The sequence below is a fragment of the Brevundimonas balnearis genome, from assembly GCF_042434805.1.
GTDB lineage: Bacteria > Pseudomonadota > Alphaproteobacteria > Caulobacterales > Caulobacteraceae > Brevundimonas > Brevundimonas balnearis.
Genome location: NZ_JBHLSW010000003.1, coordinates 339595 through 363098 on the forward strand (window position 1 = coordinate 339595; position 23504 = coordinate 363098).

Annotated in this window: 19 protein-coding genes; 4 read left to right on the forward strand and 15 right to left on the reverse strand. The window is 70.4% G+C overall.

The genetic code is table 11. The annotated features are described in order from the left end of the window. Position 1 precedes the first annotated feature (1 nt). Positions 2–1093, forward strand: coding sequence for a 5-(carboxyamino)imidazole ribonucleotide synthase (locus tag ACFFGE_RS02795; RefSeq protein ID WP_376834080.1), 1092 nt, complete (start codon positions 2–4; stop codon positions 1091–1093). On the opposite strand, the gene ACFFGE_RS02800 is transcribed toward ACFFGE_RS02795, so the two are convergent. Together ACFFGE_RS02800 and ACFFGE_RS02805 are read right to left on the reverse strand one after the other, a co-directional pair. Continuing rightward, the gene (locus ACFFGE_RS02800) at positions 1090–1695 is read right to left on the reverse strand and encodes an SOS response-associated peptidase family protein (RefSeq protein ID WP_376834082.1); all 606 of its coding nucleotides are present in this window, start codon (positions 1693–1695) and stop codon (positions 1090–1092) included. The two genes, ACFFGE_RS02795 and ACFFGE_RS02800, sit on opposite strands and share 4 nt — an antisense overlap. After that, positions 1695–2369 (reverse strand): COQ9 family protein, encoded by a 675-nt coding sequence (locus ACFFGE_RS02805; protein ID WP_376834084.1) that lies wholly within the window; start codon positions 2367–2369, stop codon positions 1695–1697. The genes ACFFGE_RS02800 and ACFFGE_RS02805 overlap by 1 nt, the downstream gene beginning before the upstream one ends. Positions 2370–2559: 190 nt before the next feature. Between ACFFGE_RS02805 and rpsU the strand changes: the two genes are divergently transcribed. Further along, entirely contained in the window at positions 2560–2793 is a 234-nt protein-coding gene (gene rpsU / locus ACFFGE_RS02810; RefSeq protein ID WP_292258513.1) for a 30S ribosomal protein S21, read from the forward strand. Positions 2794–2886: 93 nt separating this feature from the next. Here the strand turns inward: rpsU and ACFFGE_RS02815 are convergent, their stop codons facing one another. The 6 genes from ACFFGE_RS02815 to ACFFGE_RS02845 all read right to left on the reverse strand — a co-directional run bounded on the left by ACFFGE_RS02815 (position 2887) and on the right by ACFFGE_RS02845 (position 11322). Continuing rightward, complete coding sequence (locus tag ACFFGE_RS02815) at positions 2887–4323, reverse strand: ABC transporter permease (RefSeq protein ID WP_376834086.1); 1437 nt, start codon at positions 4321–4323, stop codon at positions 2887–2889. After that, on the reverse strand, positions 4320–5270 hold the full coding sequence (locus ACFFGE_RS02820) for an ABC transporter ATP-binding protein (RefSeq protein ID WP_376834087.1): 951 nt from the start codon (positions 5268–5270) through the stop codon (positions 4320–4322). The genes ACFFGE_RS02815 and ACFFGE_RS02820 overlap by 4 nt, the downstream gene beginning before the upstream one ends. A 54-nt stretch (positions 5271–5324) precedes the next feature. Beyond that, entirely contained in the window at positions 5325–5936 is a 612-nt protein-coding gene (locus ACFFGE_RS02825; protein ID WP_376834089.1) for a M23 family metallopeptidase, read from the reverse strand. Between the two features lie 156 nt (positions 5937–6092). Then, a complete protein-coding gene (locus tag ACFFGE_RS02830) occupies positions 6093–7895 on the reverse strand; it encodes an autotransporter domain-containing protein (protein ID WP_376834091.1) in 1803 nt (600 codons plus the stop codon). Positions 7896–7990: 95 nt separating this feature from the next. Beyond that, complete coding sequence (gene serA, locus ACFFGE_RS02835; RefSeq protein WP_446680607.1) at positions 7991–9880, reverse strand: phosphoglycerate dehydrogenase; 1890 nt, start codon at positions 9878–9880, stop codon at positions 7991–7993. A gap of 53 nt (positions 9881–9933) precedes the next feature. Beyond that, positions 9934–11322, reverse strand: coding sequence for an SDR family NAD(P)-dependent oxidoreductase (locus tag ACFFGE_RS02845; protein WP_376834093.1), 1389 nt, complete (start codon positions 11320–11322; stop codon positions 9934–9936). A 119-nt stretch (positions 11323–11441) separates the two neighbouring features. Here ACFFGE_RS02845 and ACFFGE_RS02850 point away from each other — a divergent pair, with 119 nt between their 5' ends. Continuing rightward, entirely contained in the window at positions 11442–12362 is a 921-nt protein-coding gene (locus tag ACFFGE_RS02850) for an Hsp33 family molecular chaperone (protein WP_376834095.1), read from the forward strand. Here ACFFGE_RS02850 and ACFFGE_RS02855 read toward each other — a convergent pair whose 3' ends face one another. The 7 genes from ACFFGE_RS02855 to ACFFGE_RS02885 all read right to left on the reverse strand — a co-directional run bounded on the left by ACFFGE_RS02855 (position 12363) and on the right by ACFFGE_RS02885 (position 20908). Then, positions 12363–14198: a gamma-glutamyltransferase family protein gene (locus ACFFGE_RS02855; protein ID WP_376834097.1), complete on the reverse strand. Its 1836-nt coding sequence runs from the start codon at positions 14196–14198 to the stop codon at positions 12363–12365. Positions 14199–14260: 62 nt separating this feature from the next. Next, positions 14261–14950 (reverse strand): phosphate regulon transcriptional regulator PhoB, encoded by a 690-nt coding sequence (gene phoB, locus ACFFGE_RS02860; protein ID WP_376834099.1) that lies wholly within the window; start codon positions 14948–14950, stop codon positions 14261–14263. 14 nt (positions 14951–14964) lie between these two features. Then, the gene (gene phoU / locus ACFFGE_RS02865; protein ID WP_376834101.1) at positions 14965–15678 is read right to left on the reverse strand and encodes a phosphate signaling complex protein PhoU; all 714 of its coding nucleotides are present in this window, start codon (positions 15676–15678) and stop codon (positions 14965–14967) included. 8 nt (positions 15679–15686) lie between these two features. Next, entirely contained in the window at positions 15687–16646 is a 960-nt protein-coding gene (pstB, locus tag ACFFGE_RS02870) for a phosphate ABC transporter ATP-binding protein PstB (RefSeq protein WP_376834103.1), read from the reverse strand. A gap of 4 nt (positions 16647–16650) precedes the next feature. Next, positions 16651–17940 (reverse strand): phosphate ABC transporter permease PstA, encoded by a 1290-nt coding sequence (gene pstA / locus ACFFGE_RS02875; protein WP_376834105.1) that lies wholly within the window; start codon positions 17938–17940, stop codon positions 16651–16653. Continuing rightward, the gene (gene pstC, locus ACFFGE_RS02880; protein ID WP_376835197.1) at positions 17933–19360 is read right to left on the reverse strand and encodes a phosphate ABC transporter permease subunit PstC; all 1428 of its coding nucleotides are present in this window, start codon (positions 19358–19360) and stop codon (positions 17933–17935) included. The genes pstA and pstC overlap by 8 nt, the downstream gene beginning before the upstream one ends. 117 nt (positions 19361–19477) lie before the next feature. Beyond that, entirely contained in the window at positions 19478–20908 is a 1431-nt protein-coding gene (locus ACFFGE_RS02885; RefSeq protein WP_376834107.1) for a sensor histidine kinase, read from the reverse strand. A 161-nt stretch (positions 20909–21069) separates the two neighbouring features. On the opposite strand from ACFFGE_RS02885, the gene ACFFGE_RS02890 reads away from it, so the two are divergent. Then, positions 21070–23355 carry a hybrid sensor histidine kinase/response regulator gene (locus ACFFGE_RS02890; RefSeq protein WP_376834109.1) on the forward strand — a complete coding sequence of 762 codons (2286 nt, stop codon included), beginning with the start codon at positions 21070–21072 and terminating at the stop codon, positions 23353–23355. Positions 23356–23504 lie beyond the last annotated feature (149 nt).

Here is a 23504-nt window from a genome sequence, read left to right on the forward strand (position 1 = left end):
GGTGGCCGTCGCCGCGCGTCGCCAGCCGCCGCTCGCGCCCGGCGCCGTCATCGGCGTGCTGGGTGGAGGCCAGCTGGGCCGGATGATGGCCGAGGCCGCCAGCCGCCTGGGCTTCGAGGTCGCCATCCTCGATCCCCAGCCCAGAAGCCCCGCCGCCCGCGTCGCCGCGCGCCAGATCATCGCCGCCTACGACGATCCCGCCGGTCTGGACGAACTCGGGCGCATCAGCGACGTCGTCACCTTCGAGTTCGAGAACGTCCCGGCCGCCTCGGTCGAGCGGCTGGCGGCGGGCGGCGCCCTGGTCGCGCCGGGTCCCAAGGCGCTGGCGACCGCGCAGGACCGGGTGGCGGAGAAGACCTTTCTCAACAGCGTCGGCGCGACGACCGTCAACTTCAGGCCGGTGGACAGCCTCGATGACCTACGTGCGGCCCTGAAGGGGCTCGGCGCGCCCGCGCTGCTCAAGACCCGGCGCGAGGGCTATGACGGCAAGGGCCAGGCCTGGGTTCGCTCCGACGCCGACGTCGAGACGGCCTGGCGCGCGGTCGGCGAGCGGCCCTCCATCCTGGAGGCCGGGGCCGACTTCCGTCGGGAGCTGTCGATCATCGCCGCCCGGGGCTGGGACGGCGCGACAGCCGCCTATCCGCTGGGCGAGAACCGTCACGAGGGCGGCATCCTGCGCACCACCCTGGCGCCCGCCGAGGCGGACCGGTCGACCGAGCAGGCCGCGCGAGACATCGCCGCGAAGGTGCTGAACGGACTGGACTATGTCGGCGTGATCGGGATCGAGCTTTTCGACCTCGGCGACCGGCTTCTGGTCAATGAGATCGCACCGCGCGTGCACAACACCGGCCACTGGACCCAGGACGGCTGCGCCTGCGACCAGTTCGAGCAGCATGTGCGCGCCATCGCCGGCTGGCCGCTGGGGCCGACGACGGCGCACGCGTGGATCGAGATGACCAATCTGCTGGGCCCCGAGGTCGAGCGCTGGCGCGATCTGGCGGGCGAGCCCGACGCCCGGCTGCACCTCTACGGCAAGGGCGAGGCGCGTCCCGGCCGCAAGATGGGGCACGTGAACCGCATCCGGCGAGGCTAGGCGCTCTTCGGCGGGCGCGGAGCGGCTTCGACGACCAGGGCGCCCGCGGGCGGCGGGACGAGCAGCGCCTCGGACGGGGCGCGGTCGAACAGCCAGTCCGCCCAGCGATCGGGCGGTAACGGCAGCACGCCCCGGTCATGATAGGGCGCGACGTCGGGACCGGGCTCCGCCGTCAGCAGCGAGAAGGCGTCCGCGCCCTCCCCCGCCCGCCAGACGGCGGCGAGCGCCAGGAACGGCTCGACGGGATCGCGGAAGATCCAGCGGGTCTTGGGATAGCGGTCGCCGGTGAACTCGTAGAAGCCGCTGACCGGTACGAGGCAGCGGCCCCGGCGCGGTCCGTTGCCGAAGCCGCGGCCCTCGCTCCTGAAGTTGACGATCGGCCCGGCCTTGGGTCGCGGCGGCGGAAAGCCAAAGCGCATCTTGGTCAGCCGAGCCCGCCCGTCCGCGTCGACCCGAACCGCGGGCGCCGTGTCGGTGGGCCGGATCTCGTCGACAGGCGCCAGGTTCGGCAGGCCGCCGGTGACGTCCAGCGGCGCGCCGATGCGGCTGAACAGATCGACGATCTCGCGGACGTTGAAGCGCGCCTCGTAGGAGGCGCACATCAGGCGGCGTCGCCGTAACGCAGGCGGCTGACGAAATCGAGGAAGCGGCGGCCCGGCGCGTCGAAATCCTTGCCGGCCTTCCATTTTTCGAAGGCCATGACGTTCTCGATGCGGGCGGCGACGAAGGCGTCGGCGGCGGCCCGGCCGTCGAACCAGCGCAGCGTCAGGGCCGGGATGAGGATGCCCGACAGGATGGCGCGCTTGGAGTAGTGGTTCCAGTCCGTGGCCGTGTCGCCCGCCCAGCGCCACAGGTGGTCCGCCGTCTCCCAAGCCAGCTTCAGCGCCAGGTCGGTGTTGGTCGGCAGGGCCAGGAAGCCCGCGCACCGGCGCGTCGCCTCCAGATCGTCCGCCCCCGCCTCCAGCCGGGCGGACACGGCCATGGCGATGCGCTCGCGGATCTTCAGGGCGTTCGCGTCGACCTGCGCCAGCGCCTCCAGGGCCCGCGCATCGTGGCGGCGGGACAGCAGCGCGGCCAGGTCCCGCGCGCTGTTGGGCAGCAGAAGCTCCTCGTCGCCCAGCGACAGCCCCTCGGCCTCGCAGGCGGCCCGGACCAGCCGGGCGTTCCAGCCGATCGAGGGCGCGCGGGCGATGGCGGCGTCCAGCACGCGCTGTTCCATCGCCTGAGCCCAGTCGGGCTCGTCCGGCGTGTTCGGCAGGGGTTCAGGGTCCGTCATCACGCCAGCATAACGCCGTCGGTCCGGGCTTTCGAGCGGGGCCGGAAGCGGCGCGACGATCTGGACAGCCCCGGCGGCATGGTGTATCCGCCCGCACTCACCCGAGGGGCGATCCCTTTCGGGACCGATTTCGTTTTGTCTGCCCGTCTTCCATGATCGGACGCGGCGGGCGGCCAAAGGAGAGTTGAACCTGGTTCAGATTTTCGTTCGCGACAACAACGTCGACCAAGCCCTGAAGGCGCTGAAGAAGAAGATGCAGCGCGAAGGCAGCTTCCGCGAGATGAAGCGCCACGTGCACTACGAGAAGCCGTCGGAGAAGCGCGCCCGCCAGAAGGCCGAGGCCGTTCGCCGCGCCCGCAAGCTGGCCAGGAAGCGCGCCCAGCGCGAGGGCCTGCTGCCCGCGCCGAAGCCGCGCGCCCGCTGATCCGGGCTCCCAGGCTGAACGATCAAGGGCCGTCCGGGCGACCGGACGGCCCTTTCGCTTGCCCGACGATCTCCGGCCAAACGGCGGAGGGCGTCACCGCTCCCCGCGAATCGCCGTGGCGAAGGTCTTCCAGCTGAGCTTGACGTCCGACAGGGCGCCGGCGCGGAACGCTCGGCCCGCGATCCAGACCATGAAGACGGCCATGGCGAACATGCCCGCCGTGGTGGCCGCGATCTCGACCGGGCCGACGCCGCCCGACGGGATCCGCGCGCTCATCAGGAAGGGCGTGAACAGCGGCACCCACGACAGCACCTTCACGAACAGGGCGTCGGGCGTCCTGAGCGCGAACTGCATGGCCAGGATCGGCACGATCAGCAGCATCATGATCGGCCCCATGAGCGTCTGGGCGTCGCGCGGCGTCTCGCAGAAGGCGCCGATGGCCGCGAACAGCACCGCGTACATCAGATAGCCGCCGGCCATATAGAGCAGGAAGTAGGCGATCAGCCCGTCCTCGCTGAGGATGTTCCAGAGGTCGCGCGCCACGTCGGGCACGCCCGCCGTCAGACCCACGGCGCCCAGGCCGCCCCAGGTCAGCATGACCGTCAGCGTCAGCGCCGCGACGCCCAGCACCTTGCCGGTCAGGATCTCGCCGGGCGACGCCGACGACAGCAGCACCTCGAGGATCTTGTTCGACTTCTCCTCCATCACGCTGTTGAGGAGGATCGAGGCGCCGGTGATCACCAGCGACCACAGCAGGAAGCCGAAGCCGAAACCGATGAGCGCCGGCAGGCGGTCACGGAACGACACCTCGCCGCCGCTCTGCGAACGCGGGCTCAGCAGCGCCACCTCGGGCCGGAGCGAATCGATGTCGCGCACCGTGTCGGCGCCGACGCCCAGCGCCGCGTAGCGCTCGGCCCGAACGACATCCCTCAGCGCCGAGGACACCGCGTCCTGCACCGTGTCGTCCGACGCCTTGGCCGACCAGACGCGCGCGGTCGGAGCCTCGCCCTCACGCGACAGCAGCACGACCGCGTCCAGCTCGCGCTCCTCGGCGTTCAGCAGATCGCGCACCACCGCCTCTCGGGCGTCGCCCGGCGCGGCCGCCAGGACCTCGGCCGGGGGCTCCTGAAGGGTCAGGCGGCTTCTGGGGGCGCGATAGTTGGCGGCGGCGGTCGGCGCGATCCGCCGGGCCTCGGCCAGGGCGGCCTCGATCCCCTCCCGCTCGCCCAGCGCGCGGATCCGACGGGACGCCTCGACCCCGGCCTCCGGGATCACCAGCGCGGCGATGGCGTCGACGGCGCGCTCCCGGTCGCGTTCGGTCATTCGGGCCTCGACGGCGGCCTTCAGCGGTGAGCCGGTGGGGGCCTCGACCACCGCCGCGACGCGCGTGGGCTCGCTGTTCATGGCCAGCAGCGGCAGGGCCCCGCCCAGCGCCGCGAACAGCGGCAGGGACAGCAGCGACAGCCAGAAGCCGACGGTGCGGACGTAGGCCAGATACTCGCGTCGCGCGATCAGAAGGGTGCGGTTCATGCCGAGGCCTCCTGGCGGGGCGCGCCCGCGTCGGGATCGTCGCCGGTCAGATGGATGAAGGCGTCATGCAGCGTGGGGGCCTTCAGCTCGAACCGTCGTACGTCCAGACCCTGAACGAAGGCCGCGCGCAGCGTCTCCTGGCCCTGGGCGCCGGCCGCCAGGGTGGCGCGCAGCACCTTGACCGGCCCGTGCACATGGATCGTCTCGACGTGGCTGACGCCCGGCAGGGCCGTGACCGCGCCGGCGGCGATGTCGCCCTCCAGCTCGAGGAACTGGCGCGTCGTGGCCTTGGCCTCGGCGACCGTGCCCTCGAAGGCCTTCCGGCCCCTGGCCAGCAGCACGACCTTGTCGCACAGCCGCTCGGCGTGCTGCATCACGTGCGTGGAGAACAACACCGTCGCGCCGCGATCGGCGAGGCCGCGGATCATCTCCTCCAGACCCTGCTGGTTCATGGGGTCGAGGCCGGAAAAAGGTTCGTCCAGGATCACGAAGTCCGGCCGGTGCGCCACGGCGGCGATCAGCTGGACCTTCTGGGCCATCCCCTTGGACAGCTCCTTCATCTTCTTGTTGCGGGCGGCGCCGAGCCCCTGGGCCTCCAGCATCTCGCGGGCGCGCTTGCGTCCCTCGCCCGCCGGAACGCCCTTCAGCGAAGCGAAGAAGGCGATCGCGTCCACGGGCGTCATCTTCTTGTAGAGGCCGCGTTCCTCGGGAAGGAAGCCGATCCGGTCGCGCACCTTGCGCCCATCCTCGGCGCCGAGGATCTCGATCCGTCCGGACGTCACGGGCTGGAGCCCCAGGATCATCCGCAGGGTGGACGTCTTGCCCGCCCCGTTGGGGCCCAGGAAGCCGCAGATGCGCCCGCGCTCGGCCGCGAAGGACAGGTCCTTCACCGCGTGAAACGCGCCGTAGCGCTTGTTGACGTCGTCGAGCCTGAGTGCTGCGTCCATGCCGCCTCCCCTTCAGGCCTAGGGGTAGCGAAGGCGTCCGGGACTGGCCAGACCTCAGGCCGAGGTTTCGAGCCTGACGACGTAGGATTCGCCCATCACCCGCTCCGGGTTCAGCTTGCCCCCGTTCCGGCGCACCTCGAAGTGCAGGTGGGGGCCGGTGGAGTAGCCGGTCGACCCGACGCGGCCGATCCGCTCGCCCTGCAGCACCCGGTCACCGCGACGCACGTCGACGCGGCTCAGATGGGCGTAGAAGGTGCGCATGCCGTTCGCGTGCTCCACCTCGATGAAGCGGCCGTAGCCCGAGGGTTCATAGCCGGTGCGCACCACTTCGCCCTCGGCGCTGGCGGTCACCGGGGTTCCTGTCGGGGCCGCGAAGTCGACCCCTTCGTGGCGGCGGGGCGCGGCCTCTCCGGCCAGGTGACGAACGCCGAAGCGCGAGTTGACGGGATGCGCGACCGGGGCGGCGAAGGTCAGGGTGGCCAAGACCGGCCCGGCGGGCTGGGCCATGGCCACGACCGGCGCGGGGGCCGGCGCCGTCTCGATCACGGCGCTTTCGTCCACGGACACGGGCCCGGCGGCGGCGGCCATGACGCCGACGCCCAGCAGCACGGCGGCGTGGGTCAGGTGGACGATGCTCGACCGCACGGCCGGCGTGAAAAATCGCATGCGCTCTCGGCTCCTCGGCGACGCTCGCGTCTGGGGCGCCGTTCGACGAAGCGCGATCGCGCTTTGTTTCACTTCGTAACGGCCGGGGCCGTTCTAAGGATCGATGGGGCGAGAATGGGACACCGGGTGCGACCTGCCGCCGCACCCGGGAACCCGTCAGAGCGCGAGCTTCAGCTGCACGCCGCCCGCGTGGCTGTCGGCCGCGTCGCTGAAGCGGCCGCGATAGCCCACCGCGAACGACAGCCGCTCCGTGATCGCGCCGCCCAGGCCGGCGTCCAGCATCAGTTGGCCGCCGTAAGGCGTATCGACCTGCCGCGAGAGGACCTGCGCGGGGTTGCCGTGGATGCCGGTCCTGACCGCGTCGCCGCTGTCGTCCAGGGCGTCGCGATAGCCGCCCTCGGCGAAGAAGCCGAAGCCGCCCAGATCGCCCTCGACGCGGACGGCGGCCTCGGCGGACACCACCTCCAGCGTCCGCTCCTGGTACTGATAGGCGGCCGCCGGGCCGACCTCGAACCAGCCCTCGACGTTGGTGGAGATCCAGTCCAGCCCCACGCGCGGCGAGATCGAAAGACCGCCGGCGGCCAGCCAGGCGCCCGCCTGGATGCGCGCGCCCTTGGACGAGCCGCCCGTCTCCGACTCGTGGCGGACAGGGGCGAGGCCGGTCAGGCGGCTGATCTCGTCATAGTTCTCGTTGGCGATCCCGGCGGCGGCGGTGACGAACATCCCGCTGTCGGAACGCCAGCCCCCATAGACGTCCAGCCCGATGCTCTCGACGTCGGCGACCACCGCGCCGGCTTCGATGTCGGCGATGTCGAAGGCGCCAGCCAAGCCGACGCGCCAGTTGGGCGACAGGCCGGTCTCGACCGCCATCCGGCCGCCATAACCCTCGCTGTCCGCCTCCCCGACCGGCCCGCGCGCGTCCATCTCGGTGGTGTCGTAGTGCGCGGAGACGGTGACCCTGGTCCCCGTGTCCCAGGCCTCGCGACCCGACAGGGCGGCCGTGGCCTCGCCCAGGCGCCGCTCGCGATGGCGATAGCCGGTCTCCCCCAGGACCGCCATCTGGGCACCGGCGTCGCCGTAGTACAGGTAGTCGGTCGCCAGCGCGGCGATCAGCTCGTGGCCGCGCCCGGTCGGGTGCACCCCGTCGAAGTAGAAGTAGCTCTCCGGATTCGAGCAGACCGTCACGCCGTTGAAGCAGGGCTGGGTCACGTTCGACAGGCCGAACAGGCCGGGGTTGTTGGCGATCAGGTCGCCGATCTTGAACGTGTCCATCAGGATGATGTTCGTGCCCGGCCGGGCGGCGGCCACGGTGTTCAACTGCGCCGCGAGCGCGGTGTTGAAGCCGCTGGCGGCGAAGTCGGCCAGCGGCGCCGCGGCGGTGTTGCGGAACTGCGGCGTGAGGCTGAGCTTGGGCAGGTTCGCCACCAGGATGGTCCCGGCCCCTGCGCCCGCGATCGAGTTGGTGATGAAGCCGATGTCGGCGGCCGCCGCGTTCGTGATGGGCGTGATGGCCGCCGTGGGGCTGGGCGATGCGCCGGCCGCCGCGAGGTTGTTGAAGATGTTGTTGGCCCCGCCCCAGACCGTCACCAGGTCCGAGGCCCCGAACCGCCCGCCGGCGCCGACATAGGCCGCCAGCTGGTTCCGCATCCCCGGCGGAAGGGCGGGAGAGCCCGTCTCCGCGCCGCCATAGGCGTAACCGATGCTGCCGGTCACCGGTCCGCCGACCCGCGCCACGGTGAAGCCCAGTCGCTCGATCCACACCGGTCCGCTGGAGAAGCGGCCCTGGAAGTAGGGCGGCGAGGCCGGCTGGCCCAGCACCGCGAAGAGATTGCCGTTGTCGCTGAGGCTGTCGCCGAAAGCGACGATGCGTCCATAGGTTTGAGCCGAAGCGGCGTCGGCCGCGCCCAGGGCGGCGAGCGCCAGGGCGCCGACGGCGGCCCCGCGAAGAAGACGAGACATGATGATCCTCCCGAGGCCGTCGAAGCGCGGCCCTTGGCGACAGTCTGCGCCACTTCCCGCGTGACGCAAGATGCCGCTACGGAAGGATTGTCATCTCAGTGCAACATTCGGAACCGCAGCGTGCCCGGCACGTCACGCAGGGGCCGCAACGCCTCCGGCGCGTAGTCGCGATCCACGTCGGTGATCACATAGCCGGTCCGTTCGTCCGTCTTCAGATGTTGCCCCAGGATGTTCAGGCCGGCCTCGGCGATGGCCCGGTTCAGCTCGGCCAGCACGCCGGGCTGGTTCCGGTGGATGTGCAGCAGCCGGTGAGCGCCGGTGACCTCGGCCAGCTGGACGTTGGGCAGATTGACGCTGAAGGTGGTGTCGCCCCGGTTGACGAAACCCAAGAGCCTTTCCGCCGCGAAATCGGCGATGGCCTCCTGGGCCTCTTCGGTCGAGCCGCCGATGTGGGGCGTCAGGATGACGTTCTTCAGCCCCCTGAGGGCGCTGTCGAAGGGGTCCGCGTTGGTGCGCGGCTCCTCGGGGAAGACATCGACCGCCGCGCCGCCGATCCGGCCCGAGCCGAGAGCCTGGGCGAGGGCGCCCACGTCGACCACATGGCCGCGCGACAGATTCAGCAGCAGGGCGCCCGGCTTCATCCGGGCGAACTGGGACGCGCCCATCAGATTCAGGTTCTCGGCGCGCCCGTCGACGTGAAGGCTGACCACGTCCGCCTCGGCCAGCAGCTGGTCCAGGCTCCGGAGCCGTCGCGCATTGCCCAGGGCCAGCCGCTCGGCCAGGTCATGGAAGACGACGCGCATGCCCAAGGCCTCGGCCAGCACCGACAGCTGGCTGCCGATCGCGCCATAGCCGACGATCCCCAGGGTCTTTCCGCGCAGCTCCCGCGATCCGGTCGCCGACTTGTTCCAGCGGCCCTGGTGCATGGCCGCCGACTTGTCGGCGACGTCGCGCATCAGGGAGATCATCAGCCCGATCGCGAGCTCCACCACCGACCGGGTGTTGGAATAGGGCGCATTGAAACAGGCGACGCCGTGATCCGACGCGGCCTCGAGGTCGATCTGGTTGGTGCCGATGCAGAAGGCGCCGATCGCCAGCAGCCGATCCGCGCTCTCGAGCACCCTGCGGCTGACGGTGGTCTTGGAGCGGATACCGAGCACATGGACGCCCCTCAGCCGCTCGATCAGCTCGCTCTCGTCCAGCGCGCCGGTTTCGGTCTCGACCGCATAACCCTCCTCCCGCAGCCGTTCGACGGCGGCCGGGTGGATGTTCTCCAGCAACAGGAAGCGGATGCGGCTGCGCGGATAGGACCAGCGGCCGGGCACGCCCTCGGCGTGGAGCACCTCGTCCAGCGAACGGGCCTCGGCGTCGGCGACCTCGACCACCGGCGCCCTGCGAACGACCTCGGTGAAGGCGTAGAATCGATCGGCCGCGCCCTTCAGCTTGACCTCGGCGTCGTTCCAGCCGTCGCCGACCATCACGACCTGCCCCTCCAGACCCAGGGCGCCGATCACCGTCGGCTTGCCGTTGTCCCGCGACAACGGATTGGCGTCGTCGACGCCCTCCACCGCGCCGGAAGCGCCATAACGGAGCCGGTTGCAGAACACGCGGTCGGGGTCCACGCCGAGGACCTCGGCGACCGGCAGGATGATCTCGTCGAACCCGCCCGAGAGGATCACCACCTGATCGGCATGGCGCCGGAAGAAGTCCAGGTTCCGACGGATGGACGGCGTCAGCTGGTCCACCGCGCGCTCGGCCAGACGTGCCACGTGCGCCCGGGTGGGCCGCAGGATCTCCAGCCGTCGCCGCAGCGCCTGGCCGAAGTCCAGCTCCCCGGCCATCGCCTGATCGGTGAGACGCGCGACCTCGGCCAGGCGAGCGTCGCGGTCGGCCGCGCCCTCCAGGGCGATCTCCCCCAGCGCCTCGAGCGTCTCGAAGCGCACCAGGGTGGAGTCGAAGTCGAAGATGAAGGTCACGCCGGGCATGGCCCAGCTATAGCGACCTTCGCAGGCGCAGCAACGTCAGGCGGTCGTGCAAATCACGAGCGGAGCGCGCGCCGCACGCGGCCGTCCGGGTTGCGGCTGTCCAGCGCCGCGGCCGCCACCGCCGCGGCGATGGTGGCGAGCGCCAACACGGCGCCGCCCTGCCTGGCGTGATCGCGGGCGTAGCGGCCGGCCTCGCCGGCGTAACGCTGCGCCTCGCGGGCGTACTTCCGGCGCCGGGGTTCCGACACCGCGCGACGTCCACGGCGAAGCAGCTTGCGGGCGCCGTAGCGCGCATCATCGCTCAGATCGCCGGCCCGCTCGCCGAGATCGGCGGCGCGATCACCCAGTCCGCGCGAGATGTCCTCAAACCGGTGGCGCAGCGCCTCGGCGTCGATCCAGCCGCGGGGATCGATGCGGTTGCGGATCGTCTCGAAGCGACGCGGCCCCGTGCGCTGGGTCAGCAGCACCGTGCCCACCGCCGCCAGCAGGATGACCGCCAGAGAGCCGGCGGTGATTCCGGGATGTTTCCTGACCTCGGCCAGGGCGCTGAAGTTGCGAACCATGGGATAGATGACCTCCTCGTCCGTGCCGCCGCCGTCCGGCCCGTCCAGGCCTTCCGCGTCCCATGCGGGGTCGTCGCCCCGCCGTGAGACAGGAGCGAACCGGGACAGCAATGGTTCCGCGACGTCCGGAGCGGCCGCCGAGATCATGGCGATAAGGCGGCCCGCGCCCCCGACCGTGATCTCCGTGATGGGGTGGCTGGCGCACCACAGGGCCGCGTCGGCGACAACCTCCGGCGCATAGACCGGCTGCGGCGGCAGGCCGGGCCGGCGAGCGCCGGCCACGTCGATCACCGGGCCGGGCTTGATCAGCGACACAGAAACGGGTCGGCCGTCACGCCTCAGGCGGGCGCGCAGGTCGTTCGTGAAGGCCTTGGTCGCCGCCTTGGCGGCCGCATGCGCGCTCCAGGCCGGATCGGGCAGATCGGACAGGCTGGGGCCGACGTTGACGATGGCCCCTCCCCCCACGCGTCGCGCCAGGTGCTCCGCCGCGATCAGGGAGCCGTTGACCAGCCCCTCGTACCCCGCGTGTTCGACCGCGCCGGGATCGTCGACGCCGCTGTCGTCGGGCGCCGGCGACGCGACCGCGCCGACGACGTTGATCCAGGTGCTGAACCCCTCGAACAGGCGTACGCACTTGTCGGCGGCGGCGGTCAGAGCCTCGTAGTCCGCGGGCTCCGCCGCGGCGTAGGCGGCGCGGCCGCCGGTCCTCTGGATGTCCTCGACCCGCCGACGCAGCGCCGCCTCGTCCGTGCCGATCAGGAACACGCAGGCGCCCGCCCCGGCGGCCCGGCGCGCGGCGGCCAGACCCACGCCATGGGTCGCCTCGGTGACGACGATGACCTGCTGTTTCAGGGGCTTGAGCGAGGGTCTGGCGAACATGGGCGGTCTTCCGGGCGGGCGAAGGCCTCACAGATAGCCATAGGGGCTGGGCCTTACCATCGCCCTCGTGGTTTCCTATCTTGCGCGCTTCTCCGATCTCCGCAGTCCAGGATACCGCCGTGACCGATCACGCGCCGGCGCCTTCCGCGCCCATCGACGACTTCGCCGCCGCCTTCCAGATCGACGGCTGGCCCGTGCGCGGCCGGCTGGTGCGCATGGGGGAGTCGATCGACCGCATCCTCGGCGCCCACGCCTATCCCGAGCCGGTGGCGGCCCTGCTGGGCGAAGCCTGCGCCCTGGCCGCCCTGATCGGTTCCAGCCTGAAATTCGAGGGCCGGCTCCTGATCCAGGCCCAGGGCGACGGCCCCGTGCGCTACCTGGTGGCCGACTACGGCACCGACGGGGACCTGCGGGGCTACTGCCGCTACGACGAGGCGGAGGTCGCCGCCGCCAGCCAGGGCTTCGCCCGTCCCGGCGCGAAGACCCTGCTCGGCCAGGGCGTCTTCATCATGACGCTGGATCGCGGCCCCGACTTCGAACGCACCCAGGGGATCACGCCGATCGAGGGCGAGAGCCTGTCGCTGTCGGCCGAGCACTTCTTCGCCCAGTCGGAACAGGTGCCGACCAAGGTGCGCCTGGCGGTCGGCTCCCTGCAGGGCGAAGGCCGCCCGCAATGGCGCGCCGGCGGGGCCATGATCCAGGTGATCGCCGCGGACGCCGCGCGCGGCTCCACCGAGGAGGTTTGGGAGCGCACCCAGGCCCTGTTCGAGACGCTGGGCGACGACGAGCTGATCGACCCGCTGCTGCCGGCCGACCGGCTGCTGTACCGGCTGTTTCACGAGGACGGCGTCCGTCTGGAGGGCGCCGCGCCGCTCAGGGCCAAGTGCCGCTGCTCGCTGGACCGCATCGAGACCGTGCTGAGAAGCTTCGGCCCCGAGGAGCGCGCCGACATGATCGAGCCGGACGGCAAGATCCGCGTCACCTGCGAGTACTGCTCCACCGTCTACGAGATCCAGCCGGCCACGGTCGAAGCCGGGTAGTCACCAGGCCAGGGCGAGGCCGTCCTTGCGCATCTCCGACGCCGCGCCATAGGTCCACGGGCCTCGGGCGTTCGACTGGCGCATAACGTTCTGGTAGCCGCCGAAACCGCCGTTTGGCGGGCCCAGCGTCCAACCCAGGGCGCGGAGCTGTTCCTTCGTCGATTCCGGCACGCCGGACTCGAGGTGAAGCACGCCGGATCCCTCGGCCGGCTCCCCGGTCGGTTCGGACGAGCCCTCGTGCTGCCAGCGGGGCGCGTCGCCGGCCTCCTGCGGGTCCAGCCCATAGTCGACCATGTTGATCACGATCTGGGCCTGGCCCTGGGGCTGCATGCCGCCGCCCATCACGCCGAAGGCCATCCACGGCTCGCCGTCCTTGGTCGCGAAGCCCGGGATGATCGTGTGGAAGGGCCGCTTTCCCGGCGCATAGAGGTTCGGGTGGCCGTCGGTCAGGGCGAACAGCTCGCCCCGATCCTGGAACATGAAGCCGAGCGTGCTCCCCTGCCCGTCGTCGGGGACAAGTCCAGATCCCATGCCGCGGAAGTTGGACTGGATCCAGCTTACCATCATCCCGTCGGCGTCCGCGACGCTGAAATAGGTGGTGTCGCCCTGGGTCGGGGCGTCGCCGGGCAGGACGCGATCCATCACCCGGTCCAGACGGATCAGAGCCGCGCGCTCGGCGGCGTAGGCCTTGGAGATCAGCCGCTCGACCGGGGTGCGGCTGAACTCCGGGTCGGCGAACCATCGGGCGCGGTCCTCGAAAGCCAGGCGCTTGGCCTCCGCCTGGACGTGGATCGCGGCGGCGGACTGAAAGCCCATTCCCTCCAGATCGAACCGCTCGCACACGTTGAGGATCTGCAGGGTCGACAGCCCCTGGGTGTTCGGGCCCAGCTGCCACACATCGACGCCGCGATAGTTGGAAACCAGCGGCTCGACCCACTCCGTCCGGTGCGCGGCCAGGTCGGCCCGGGTCATCCAGCCGCCGACACGCCGGAAATAGCCCTCGATCGCCTCGGCGATGGGGCCGTCGTAGAAGGCGTCGCGCCCGCCCTCGGCGATGACGCGATAGGTGCGAGCGAGATCCGGGTTGGCGAACAACTCGCCCACACGGGGCGTACGGCCGTCGGGGGCGTAGACCCGCCTGCGATTGTCGTTCTCCTCGATGATCGCGGCCGATCGATCGAAGTTCGCCATGTTCCGTTGCAGATACCAGGCGATCAGCTGGGGCGTCGCCTCGCCGCGTTCGCACAGTTCCGCCACCGGCAGCAGGACGTCGCGCCACGGCAGCTTGCCGTAGCGCTGGTGGGCGCTCCACCAGGCGTCGACGGTCCCCGGCACGTTTACGGTCACCGCTCCGTAGGATGGCAGGAAGCCCCTCTCGTTCGCCTTGCCGCGAGCCGCCGCCAGCGACAGTCCCCGCGGGCTGCGGCCTGAGCCGTTGAAGCCCACCACCTTGCGCTGCGCCGGATCCCACAACAGGCCGAATGCGTCGCCGCCGATGCCGTTCGCGACAGGCTCCAGGAACCCCAGGGCGGCGTTCACGGCGATGGCCGCGTCGATGGCCGAGCCACCGCGCCTCAAGGTGTCCAGACCGATCAGCGTGGCCGTCGGATGGGCCGTGGCGACGGCCCCGCGCGTTCCCCACACCGTCGAGCGTCCGGCGAAGGGCGCGCCCATGATCCGGTCGCCCGTGCCGACGCCGGAATAAGGATAGGCGTTCGCGCCGGTCGCCTGAGCCGGGATCGCGGCCGACGGCGCGGCGGGTGTGGCGGGCGCGCTCAGCACGCCCCCCGCCAGAGCGCCCGCGGGCAAGGTGGACAGAAAGGTGCGACGGCGCATCGGCGGTCTCCTCGGCCTGAGGACAGACTAGACCGCCCCGCCGCCGGGACGCCAGCGCCAGATCAGCCCTCCAGATCCAGGGCGTAGCCGGCCGAACGGACCGTGCGGATCGGATCCTGGGTGTCGGGCAGGTTCAGGGCCTTGCGCAGGCGACCCACGTGCACGTCCACCGTGCGCGCCTCGACGTAGACGTCCGACCCCCAGACCGCGTCCAGCAGCTGTTCGCGGCTGAACACCCGGCCCGGATGCTGCATGAAGTAGTCCAGAAGCCGGAACTCGGTCGGCCCCAGGTGAACCTCCTTGCCCGCCCGCTTCACCCGATGCGCCACCCGGTCGATCACGATGTCGCCATGCCCGACGCGGTCGTCGGCCAGGCCTGGACGGATGCGGCGCAGCACCGCCCGGATGCGGGCGATCAGCTCGGTCATCGAGAAGGGCTTGGTCAGATAGTCGTCGGCGCCGGTGTCGAGGCCGCGCACGCGGTCGGTCTCCTCCCCCCGCGCGGTCAGCATGATGATGGGCACGTTGCGCGTCTCGGGCCGCCCGCGCACGCGTCGGCAGACCTCGATGCCCGACACCTTGGGCAGCATCCAGTCGAGTAGGATCAGATCCGGCAGTCGCTCGTCGACCTGAACCAGGCCCTCCTCGCCGTCGCCGGCGACGACCACCTGATAGCCTTCCTTCTCGAGGTTGTACTGAAGGAGGGTCGCCAGGGCGTCCTCGTCCTCCATCACCAACACATAGGGTTGCAAGCGACTCTCCGGGCTCAGGTCAGCAGGTGCAGGTCGTCGTCTTGGGCGGGCGCGGCGCGCGGACGCTCGCCGGTCATCTCGCCGCCCGTGATCTCGTAGTGGATGGTCTCGGCGATGTTGGTCGCGTGGTCGCCGATGCGCTCCAGGTTCTTGGCGATGAACAGCAGGTGGGCGCAGCCGGTGATGGTGCGCGGATCGCCCATCATGTAGGTCAGAAGCTCGCGGAACAGGGCGTTGTAGTGCTCGTCCACCTCGTCGTCGGAGTTCCAGACCGCCAGGGCCCCGTCCACCTCCGACGCCGCATAGGCGTCCAGAACGTCCCGCAGCCGCAGCGACACCAGCCGCCCCATCCGCTCGATCGAACGCGTCAGCGGCTGCATCGGCTCGGCTTCGGCCAGGGTCAGGCCGCGCTTGGCGATGTTCTTGGCCAGATCGCCGGTGCGCTCGAGGTCGGTGGCCAGCCGCATCGCCGCGAGGGTCTTGCGCAGGTCGCTGGCCACGGGGTGGCGCAGCGCGATCAGGCGCGTGGCCTTCTTCTCGATCTCGTGCTGCATCGCGTCGAGCTTGACGTCGCGCTCCATCACCGCGCGCGCCAGGGCGATGTCGCGGCGGGCCAGCGATTCGACCGCGTCCGCCACCTGCGCCTCGGCGAGACCGCCCATGCGGGCGACCTCAGCCGTCAGCTGGTTCAACTCGTCGCCGTACGCCTTGACCGTGTGCTGGTTCATCGACGCCCTCAGCCGAACCGGCCGGTGATGTAGTCGAGGGTGCGACGTTCACGGGGATTCGTGAAGATTTCCTCGGTGGGACCGTGCTCGACCAGCCGGCCCATGTGGAAGAAGGCCGTCCGCTGGCTGACGCGGGCCGCCTGGGCCATCGAGTGGGTCACGATGACGATGCAGTACTGCTCGCGCAGCTCGTCGATCAGCTCCTCGATCTTGGCGGTGGCGATCGGGTCGAGCGCGGAACACGGCTCGTCCATCAGGATCACCTCCGGCTCCACGGCGATGGCGCGGGCGATCACCAGACGCTGCTGCTGGCCGCCCGATAGCCCGGTGCCCGGCTGGTGCAGGCGGTCGGCGACCTCCTCCCACAGCCCCGCGCGCTTGAGGGACCGCTCGACGATCTCCTCCATCTCGGACTTGGACTCGGTGATGCCGTGAATCCGGGGGCCGTACGCCACGTTCTCGAAGATCGACTTGGGGAAGGGGTTCGGCTTCTGGAACACCATCCCCACCCTGGCGCGAAGCAGCACCGGATCGACGGCCCGGGTGTTCACGTCGTCCCCGTCTATCAGGATCTTGCCGGAGACCCGGGCGATCGGGATGGTGTCGTTCATGCGGTTGATGCAGCGCAAGAACGTCGACTTGCCGCAGCCGGACGGGCCGATGAAGGCCGTCACCGTCTTGTCCGGGATGTCGAGGCTCACGTCATAGAGAGCCTGCTTGTCACCATAGAAAACCGAGACGTCCCGCGCGGCCACCTTGATGGGGCCCATCGGCTCGCCGTCCGAGGTCGCCGGGCGGACCGGCGTTTCGGGCGCCGGCTGATCGAAACCGATCTCCACGTCCTGGCGCTCGGCCGGCCGCTCGGCTTCGGCGTGCGGCAGCACCTGTCCGCCCATGCGCGGAACATCGGTGGGGTCCTTGGGGCCGCCCTCGGATCCGTTGGCGGAGCGGAAGATGTTGAACTTCATTGTCTTACCACCGCCGCTCGAAGCGGCTTCTCAGGATGATGGCCACGGCGTTCATGGCGATCATGAAGGTCAGCAAGACCATGATCGCGGCCGCGGTTCGCTCGTGGAAGGCCCGCTCTGAGGCGTTCTCCCAGATGTAGACCAGCACCGACAGGGCGCTGGACGGGTCGGTCACGGCGTCGGGAACCCCGGGCACGAAGCTTACCATGCCGATCAGCAGCAGCGGCGCGGTCTCGCCGAGCGCGTGGGCCAGGGCGATGATGGCGCCGGTCATGACCCCCGGCGCGGCGAGCGGCAGCACGTGATGGAACACCGCCTGAGTCCGGCTGGCCCCCAGGGCCAGCGCCGCCTCGCGGATCGACGGCGGCACCGCCTTCAGCGCCGAGCGGGTGGCGATGATGATGGTGGGTAGCGACATCAGGGCCAGCACCAGGCCCCCGACCAGCGGCGAAGACCGCGGCAGATGCATCCAGTTGATGAACAGCGCCACGCCCAGCAGGCCGTAGACGATCGAGGGCACGGCCGCGAGGTTGTTGATGTTGACCTCGATCAGGTCGGTCAGCCGGTTCCGGGGCGAAAACTCCTCGAGATACACCGCCGCCCCCACGCCGATCGGCAGGGCCAGGAGCGCGGTCACCAGCAGCATCAGGGCCGATCCGACCAGGGCGCCCAGCACGCCGGCCACCTCGGGCTGGGTGGAGTCGGAACGGGTGAACAGGGCGCTGTTGAACCGCGCCTCGATCAGCCCCTCAGCGCGCCAGGCGTCGAGCCAGTCGAGTTGCCGGTCCGACAGGACGCGCTGGTCCGCCGGCGTGTCCCGCTTGATCTCGCCCTTGAGATAGAGGTCGGCGCTGTCGTCGAGCGGCGCGTTGAGCGTGATGGTCTGGCCGATGCGGGACGGGTCGGCCTCCACCGCGTCGGCGGCGAGGAAGTTGAGCTCGGACGAGAACAGGTCGCGCACCTCGCGCACCGCCGTCGGATCGCCGGCGACGCCCAGATCCGCCGCCTCCTGCTCGGCCAGCAACTGCAGATAGTTGGCGCCGCCCGGATAGGCGCGGTCGACGCGCCCAGGATCGAGGAAGATCTCGCTCGTCGCCCGGTGGCTGTAGAAGGCGGTGTGGCCCTGCTCCACGATCCGCCCGACGAGCAGCATCAGGAAGGCCACCGCCACGCCGATGGCGAGCTGCCCATACAGCTTGAAGCGACGCTCCTTGGCGTAGCGCTTGCGCAGGCGCGCCGCCGCGCCCGAGCCGCTCCGCGCCGGAGCGTCGGAGGAGGACACGACGTCAGTCATACTGTTCCCGATAGGCTTGGACGATGCGCTGCGCGACGATGTTCAGCGCGAGGGTCAGGACGAAGAGCGTGAGACCCAGGCCGAAGGCGGCCAGGGTCTTGGGGCTGTCGAACTCCTGGTCGCCGGTCAGAAGGGTGACGATCTGCACCGTCACCGTGGTCACCGTGTCCAGGGGATTGAGGGTCAGGCGCGCGGCCAGGCCGGCGGCCATGGTGACGATCATGGTCTCGCCGATGGCGCGCGAAACGGCCAGCAGCAGGGCCCCGGCGATGCCGGGAAGCGCCGCCGGCATCAGCACCCGTCCGACCGTCTCGGACTTCGTCGCGCCCATCGCGTAGGAGCCGTCCCGCAGCGACTGCGGCACCGCGTTGATGATGTCGTCCGACAGGGAGCTGACGAAGGGGATGAGCATGATCCCCATGACCGCGCCCGCGACCAGGGCCATCTGGTTCTGCACCAGGAGAAGATACTGGCCGACGCCGTCGAGGGGCCCGCCCACCAACAGGCTCCCGATGCCGTTGAAGAAGCCCCTGAGCGCCGGCCCGACCGTCAGGGCCGCGAAGAAGCCGTAGACCACCGTCGGCACCCCGGCCAGGATCTCAAGCACCGGCTTGATCACGGCGCGGGCCGAGGGCCCGGCGTACTCCGAGAGATAGATCGCCGAGAACAGGCCGACCGGCGCGGCGACCAGCATGGCGATGGCCATGATCAGGAAGGTGCCGACGAACAGCGGCACGGCCCCGAAGGCGCCGGAGGACCCCACCTGGTCCGCCCGGATGGCGATCTGCGGGCTCCACTGGGTGCCGAACAGGAACTCCAGGATCGGAACGGCGCGGAAGAACCGCACGCTCTCGAACAGCAGGGACGCGACGATGCCGATGGTCGTCAGGATGGCCACCGCCGAGCAGATGAACAGCGCCGTGGCGATCCAGCCTTCGACGCGGTTCCGGGCGCGCACCTCCGGCCGGACCGACCAGAGGGCGTAGAGCGCGCCGATGATGCCCGCCAGGACGGACAGAACCGTGATTCCCCAGGTCCAGGTCGACTGGATGCGGGCGGACCGATCCGCCTCGGCCCGCAGGATCGTCGCGAGCTCGCCGCTCCAAATCTGTTGCGGCAGGCCGCCCTGCCCCATCAGGCGGGCGTCCGACAGGAAGGCCTGGCGTCTGAAGTCGTCCATCGCCGCGACCGGCCCCGGCAACCCGGACCGCATCACCTCGCCCCATACGACGTCCGCGAAGATGACGCCCGCCGCCAGGATCGCCAGAGAGGGCGCGAGCGTCCAGATCGCCGCCAGCAGGCCGTGGTAGCCGGCGCCCGAATGCCAGCTCCGGTCGCCGGCGCGACGCGCCCGACCCCGCGCGGCCGCGTAGGCGAGTCCGGCGAGCACCACCAGAATGGCGAGGGAAATTAGAAACATCATTGACCGAAGGGCGCCTTGGGGCCGAGAATCAGATCGCGCCGGAAGCCCAGCCGTTCCGGCGCGGAACCTGCCCGTGGTTGACTGTCGGATTAAGACGGCCGCGTGACACTTCTGTTACGCCGCCCGGGCCCTCGTCTGGGGCTCCGCCGTTCCGCTCCGGCCGGAGGCCTCGGGCGCGGGGAAGTAGGCGGTGAAGGCGGCGCCTTGTCCCGGCAGGCTCTCGACGATCAGGCCGCCGCGGTGACGGTTCGCGATGTGCTTGACGATCGCCAGGCCCAGCCCGGTACCCGGCCGCTCGCCGCTCTTCTGACCTTCGACCCGATAGAAGCGCTCGGTCAGCCGGGGCAGGTGCTCCCGCGCCAGGCCCGGTCCGCGGTCCCGCACGGTCACGGCCGCATAGCGGGCGTCCGTCTCGCGATCGGGGGTCAGCAGCGGGAGCCGCCAGGCGCCGGGGAAGCGGGGCGCCGCCGCGGCCTCGACGCTCTGGTCGGAGGTCAGTTCGACGTCGACCCGCCCGCCGACCGGCGAGTACTTCACGGCGTTGTCGATGAGGTTCTGCAACACCTGGACGATCTCGTCGCGATCGCCGATCACGGTCGCCCGACCCGCCGGCGCCGTGACGACGATCTCCACGCGCTTCTCGCGGGTGATGAGGGCGACCGCGTCCATCACGTCGGCCAGCGCCAGCGCCAGATCCACGCGGCCGGACGGGGGGATGTGCTCGTTCAGCTCGATCCGGCTCAGGGAGAGCAGGTCGCTGACCAGTCGGCTCATCCGGTTCGCCTGGGTCGACATGATGTCCAGGAAACGATCCCGCGCCACCGCGTCCTCACGCGCATGGCCCTTCAGCGTCTCGATGAACCCGGTGAGCGACGCCAGCGGGGTCTTCAACTCGTGACTGGCGTTGGCGAGGAAGTCCACGCGCATCATCGCCATGCGGCGCTGGTCGGTCTCGTCGCGCAGGATCAGCAGGGCCAGCCGTTCGCCGGTCGAGGCGTCGAGCGGCTGGACCCGCACCCGCCAGTGCACCTGACGGGCCCCGCCCGACTCCATCTCCGTCTCCGCCTCCACCCCGCCGAACAGGGCTTCGTCCACCGCCTCGAGCACCTTCGGGTCTCTCAGGACCGACACGAGGAGCGCGCCTTCGCGCTGAATCTTCAGCAGGTCGCGAGCCGCGCCGTTGGCCAGCCGCACGCGGCGCCCCGCGATGTCGTCCGCCTCTCCGCCGGTGACCAGCAGGATGGGATCGACCATCGCCTCGAACACCGCGTCCAGCAGGCCGTCGTCCCCAGGGGCCGCCAGCGCCCCGGCGGACATGTCCGGAGACGCGGACGGCGGATCGATCGGCCTGGCCCGCCGGGCGTTGATCGCCCAGGTCGCGACGGCCACGACCAGGGCGGCGATCAGAAGCTCCCGGGCCACGGCGGGATTGAGGACGGCCATCACGATCAGAGCGGTGCAGGCGACGCCCGCGCTCGCCCCCACGGTCCAGAGCCGCGACCCGACTTCGGGCGCGACCGGCGATGGACTGCTCTCGTACGGCATTCGCCTCCCCGGGGATCGGCCCGTCGCGACGCGTTCCGGCAGCCGAATCCTCCCTGTCATCCTTGAATGCCTCAAGCGTGTGACGGGCAAAAGGCGCCGCTCGCCCATCCTTTCTTCACCTCTCAAGGTCAAGCTGAGACGGAAACGGAGCAGAACGCGCCTTGAACTTCCTGATCGCCTGCCTGACCCAGCAACACGACCTGCGCCTCGTCGTCGTCGCGGCATGCCTCGCGCTGATCGGGTCGGCGGTGGGTTTCCGCCTCCTGCGCCTGGCGGCCCTGTCGCACGGCGCGAGGCGTATGGCGCTGTCCACGGGGTCCGCGCTCGCCATCGGCGTCGGCGCCTGGACCACTCATTTCGTCTCCATGCTGGCCTGGCTGCCGGGCATCCCGGTGCAGTACCAGGTGACCGGCGTCGTGGTCTCCCTGCTGGTCGCGGTCTCCGGCGCTGGTCTGGCGACACCTCTGGCCCTGTCTGAGAGCGTGGTCTCCAGGGTGCTGGCCGGCCTGGTGATGAGCTCGAGCCTCGCCGCCATGCATTTCATCGGGATGGACGGCCTGTTGCTGCCGGTCGCGATGACCTGGAGCCTGCCCATCGCCGGTCTGTCGATCGGCTGGATCATGCTGTTCGGCGTAGGCGCCTATGTCGTGTACAGCCGCCGGGCGTCCGCCCTCCAGCAGGTCTCCGCCCTGGTCGCCCTGACCGTGGGCATCGCGGGCCTGCATTACGGAGCCATGTCGGCGGTCCAGATGGACGCCAACTTCTCGGCCGCCGCCCTCAGCGAGAGCGGGCGAGCCCTGGCGTTCGCGGTCGGGCTCGCAGCCTCGATGGTCGTACTGACCGCCGGTCTCCTCACCGGCGTGGAGATGTGGGGACGCGTCGGCGCCCTGAGGCATCTGCGCGAAGCCATCGACGCCATGCCCGACGGCCTGGCCTTCTATGATTCAGACGACCGCCTGCGCATCTGGAATTCCCGCTACGCCGAACTGTGTCCTGAACTAGCGGAGCAACTGCGGCCGGGCATCCCGTTCACGGCTCTGATCGACGACGATCTGGCGCGGGGCGCGGTGAAGGATGCGCTGGGACGAGAGGCGGAATGGCGCGCAGAGCGACTGGCCGAGCGACGCCGGTTGAGCGCGACCATGGAGCAACGTCTTTCGGACGGTCGCTGGCTTAGGGTTCAGGACAGGCGCACCGCCGACGGCGGCGTGGTCACCGTGGTCAACGACATCACAGATCTGAAGCGCAACGCCGAGATTCTCTCGTCCGCGCGGGACGCCGCGGAGGCGGCGAACCGGGCCAAGAGCGAGTTCCTGGCCAACATGAGCCATGAGATCCGCACGCCCCTGAACGGCGTGATCGGCGTGGCTCAGGCGCTCGCGGCCACGGACCTGAGCGACCGACAAACCGAGATGCTGGAGCTCATTCGTTCGTCGGGGGCGACGTTGCAGACGCTGCTGAGCGATCTTCTGGACCTCGCCCGTGTCGAGTCCGGACGGATGACCCTGCGTGAGGAGCCGATCGACCTGGCCCGCGCCGTCCGGGAAGCGGCGGATCTCTACGAGGCCTCGGCGCGGGAGAAGGGCCTGCAGTTCTTCGTCGACATCGCGCCCGAGGCGCAGATCTGGGTCGAGGCGGACGTCGTACGCCTGAAGCAGATCCTGACGAACCTGGTCTCGAACGCCGTCAAGTTCACCGCCAAGGGGTTCGTCAGCCTCAGGGTCACGGCCGCGCCGCTCGCCGACGGGACCTCCTCCCTGCGGTTCTCCGTGGAGGACACCGGGGTGGGCTTCGACGCGGCCGCCAAGGCGCGACTGTTCGCCAGGTTCGAACAGGCGGACGGCACCATCACCCGGCGGTTCGGCGGCACGGGGCTGGGACTGGCGATCTGTCGACAGCTGGCCGAGATGATGGGCGGGCAGCTGGACTGCGAGAGCGAGCCGGGCGGCGGCTCGGCGTTCTTCCTCACCGTGCCCCTGAAGACGGCGGAGGCCCCGGCGCCTGTGCCGGCGCCCAAGTCCATGGACGCGGAAGCGCCCGCAGAACAGGCCCTGCGCATCCTGCTGGCCGACGACCACCCGACCAACCGCAAGGTCGTCGAGCTGATCCTGGCGCCCCTGGGCGTGGAGCTCGCGATCGCCGAGAACGGCGAGCAAGCCGTCGACCTTTACCGCGACCAGGCGTTCGACGTCGTGCTGATGGACATGCAGATGCCGGTCATGGACGGTCTCACGGCCACGCGCCGCATTCGCGCTTTCGAGACAGAGCAGCGGTCGAACAGGACGCCGGTGATCATGCTGACCGCCAACGCCCTGCCGGAGCACGTGCGCGCGGCCCACGACGCGGGGGCGGACGAGCACCTGGCCAAGCCGTTCAGCGCCCCCGAACTGATCGGCCTTCTGGCCGCGCTCACGTCGGACGCGGCCGCCGAGTCCGAGGCCGCCTAAACCCGCACCGAAGGGGCTCGGCCCTAGAGCCTGATCGGCCTAAGTGGAATCGCTTCGCGATTCCGCTTGAGTCGTGAATCAGGCTCTCACTCAAAACTGGACCGAAATCTGAGCCCAGTTGGACTGCGTCCAATTAAACCGATTTCGGT

What these genes read in the sequence shown, in the direction of transcription:
- ACFFGE_RS02800 (WP_376834082.1), bottom strand. Translation starts at nt 1,695, where the DNA reads ATGTGCGCCTCCTACGAGGCGCGCTTCAACGTCCGCGAGATCGTCGAT.
- ACFFGE_RS02805 (WP_376834084.1), bottom strand. Translation starts at nt 2,369, where the DNA reads ATGACGGACCCTGAACCCCTGCCGAACACGCCGGACGAGCCCGACTGG.
- ACFFGE_RS02815 (WP_376834086.1), bottom strand. Translation starts at nt 4,323, where the DNA reads ATGAACCGCACCCTTCTGATCGCGCGACGCGAGTATCTGGCCTACGTC.
- ACFFGE_RS02820 (WP_376834087.1), bottom strand. Translation starts at nt 5,270, where the DNA reads ATGGACGCAGCACTCAGGCTCGACGACGTCAACAAGCGCTACGGCGCG.
- ACFFGE_RS02825 (WP_376834089.1), bottom strand. Translation starts at nt 5,936, where the DNA reads ATGCGATTTTTCACGCCGGCCGTGCGGTCGAGCATCGTCCACCTGACC.
- ACFFGE_RS02830 (WP_376834091.1), bottom strand. Translation starts at nt 7,895, where the DNA reads ATGTCTCGTCTTCTTCGCGGGGCCGCCGTCGGCGCCCTGGCGCTCGCC.
- serA (WP_446680607.1), bottom strand. Translation starts at nt 9,880, where the DNA reads ATGCCCGGCGTGACCTTCATCTTCGACTTCGACTCCACCCTGGTGCGC.
- ACFFGE_RS02845 (WP_376834093.1), bottom strand. Translation starts at nt 11,322, where the DNA reads ATGTTCGCCAGACCCTCGCTCAAGCCCCTGAAACAGCAGGTCATCGTC.
- ACFFGE_RS02855 (WP_376834097.1), bottom strand. Translation starts at nt 14,198, where the DNA reads ATGCGCCGTCGCACCTTTCTGTCCACCTTGCCCGCGGGCGCTCTGGCG.
- phoU (WP_376834101.1), bottom strand. Translation starts at nt 15,678, where the DNA reads ATGAACCAGCACACGGTCAAGGCGTACGGCGACGAGTTGAACCAGCTG.
- pstB (WP_376834103.1), bottom strand. Translation starts at nt 16,646, where the DNA reads ATGAAGTTCAACATCTTCCGCTCCGCCAACGGATCCGAGGGCGGCCCC.
- pstA (WP_376834105.1), bottom strand. Translation starts at nt 17,940, where the DNA reads ATGACTGACGTCGTGTCCTCCTCCGACGCTCCGGCGCGGAGCGGCTCG.
- pstC (WP_376835197.1), bottom strand. Translation starts at nt 19,360, where the DNA reads ATGTTTCTAATTTCCCTCGCCATTCTGGTGGTGCTCGCCGGACTCGCC.
- ACFFGE_RS02885 (WP_376834107.1), bottom strand. Translation starts at nt 20,908, where the DNA reads ATGCCGTACGAGAGCAGTCCATCGCCGGTCGCGCCCGAAGTCGGGTCG.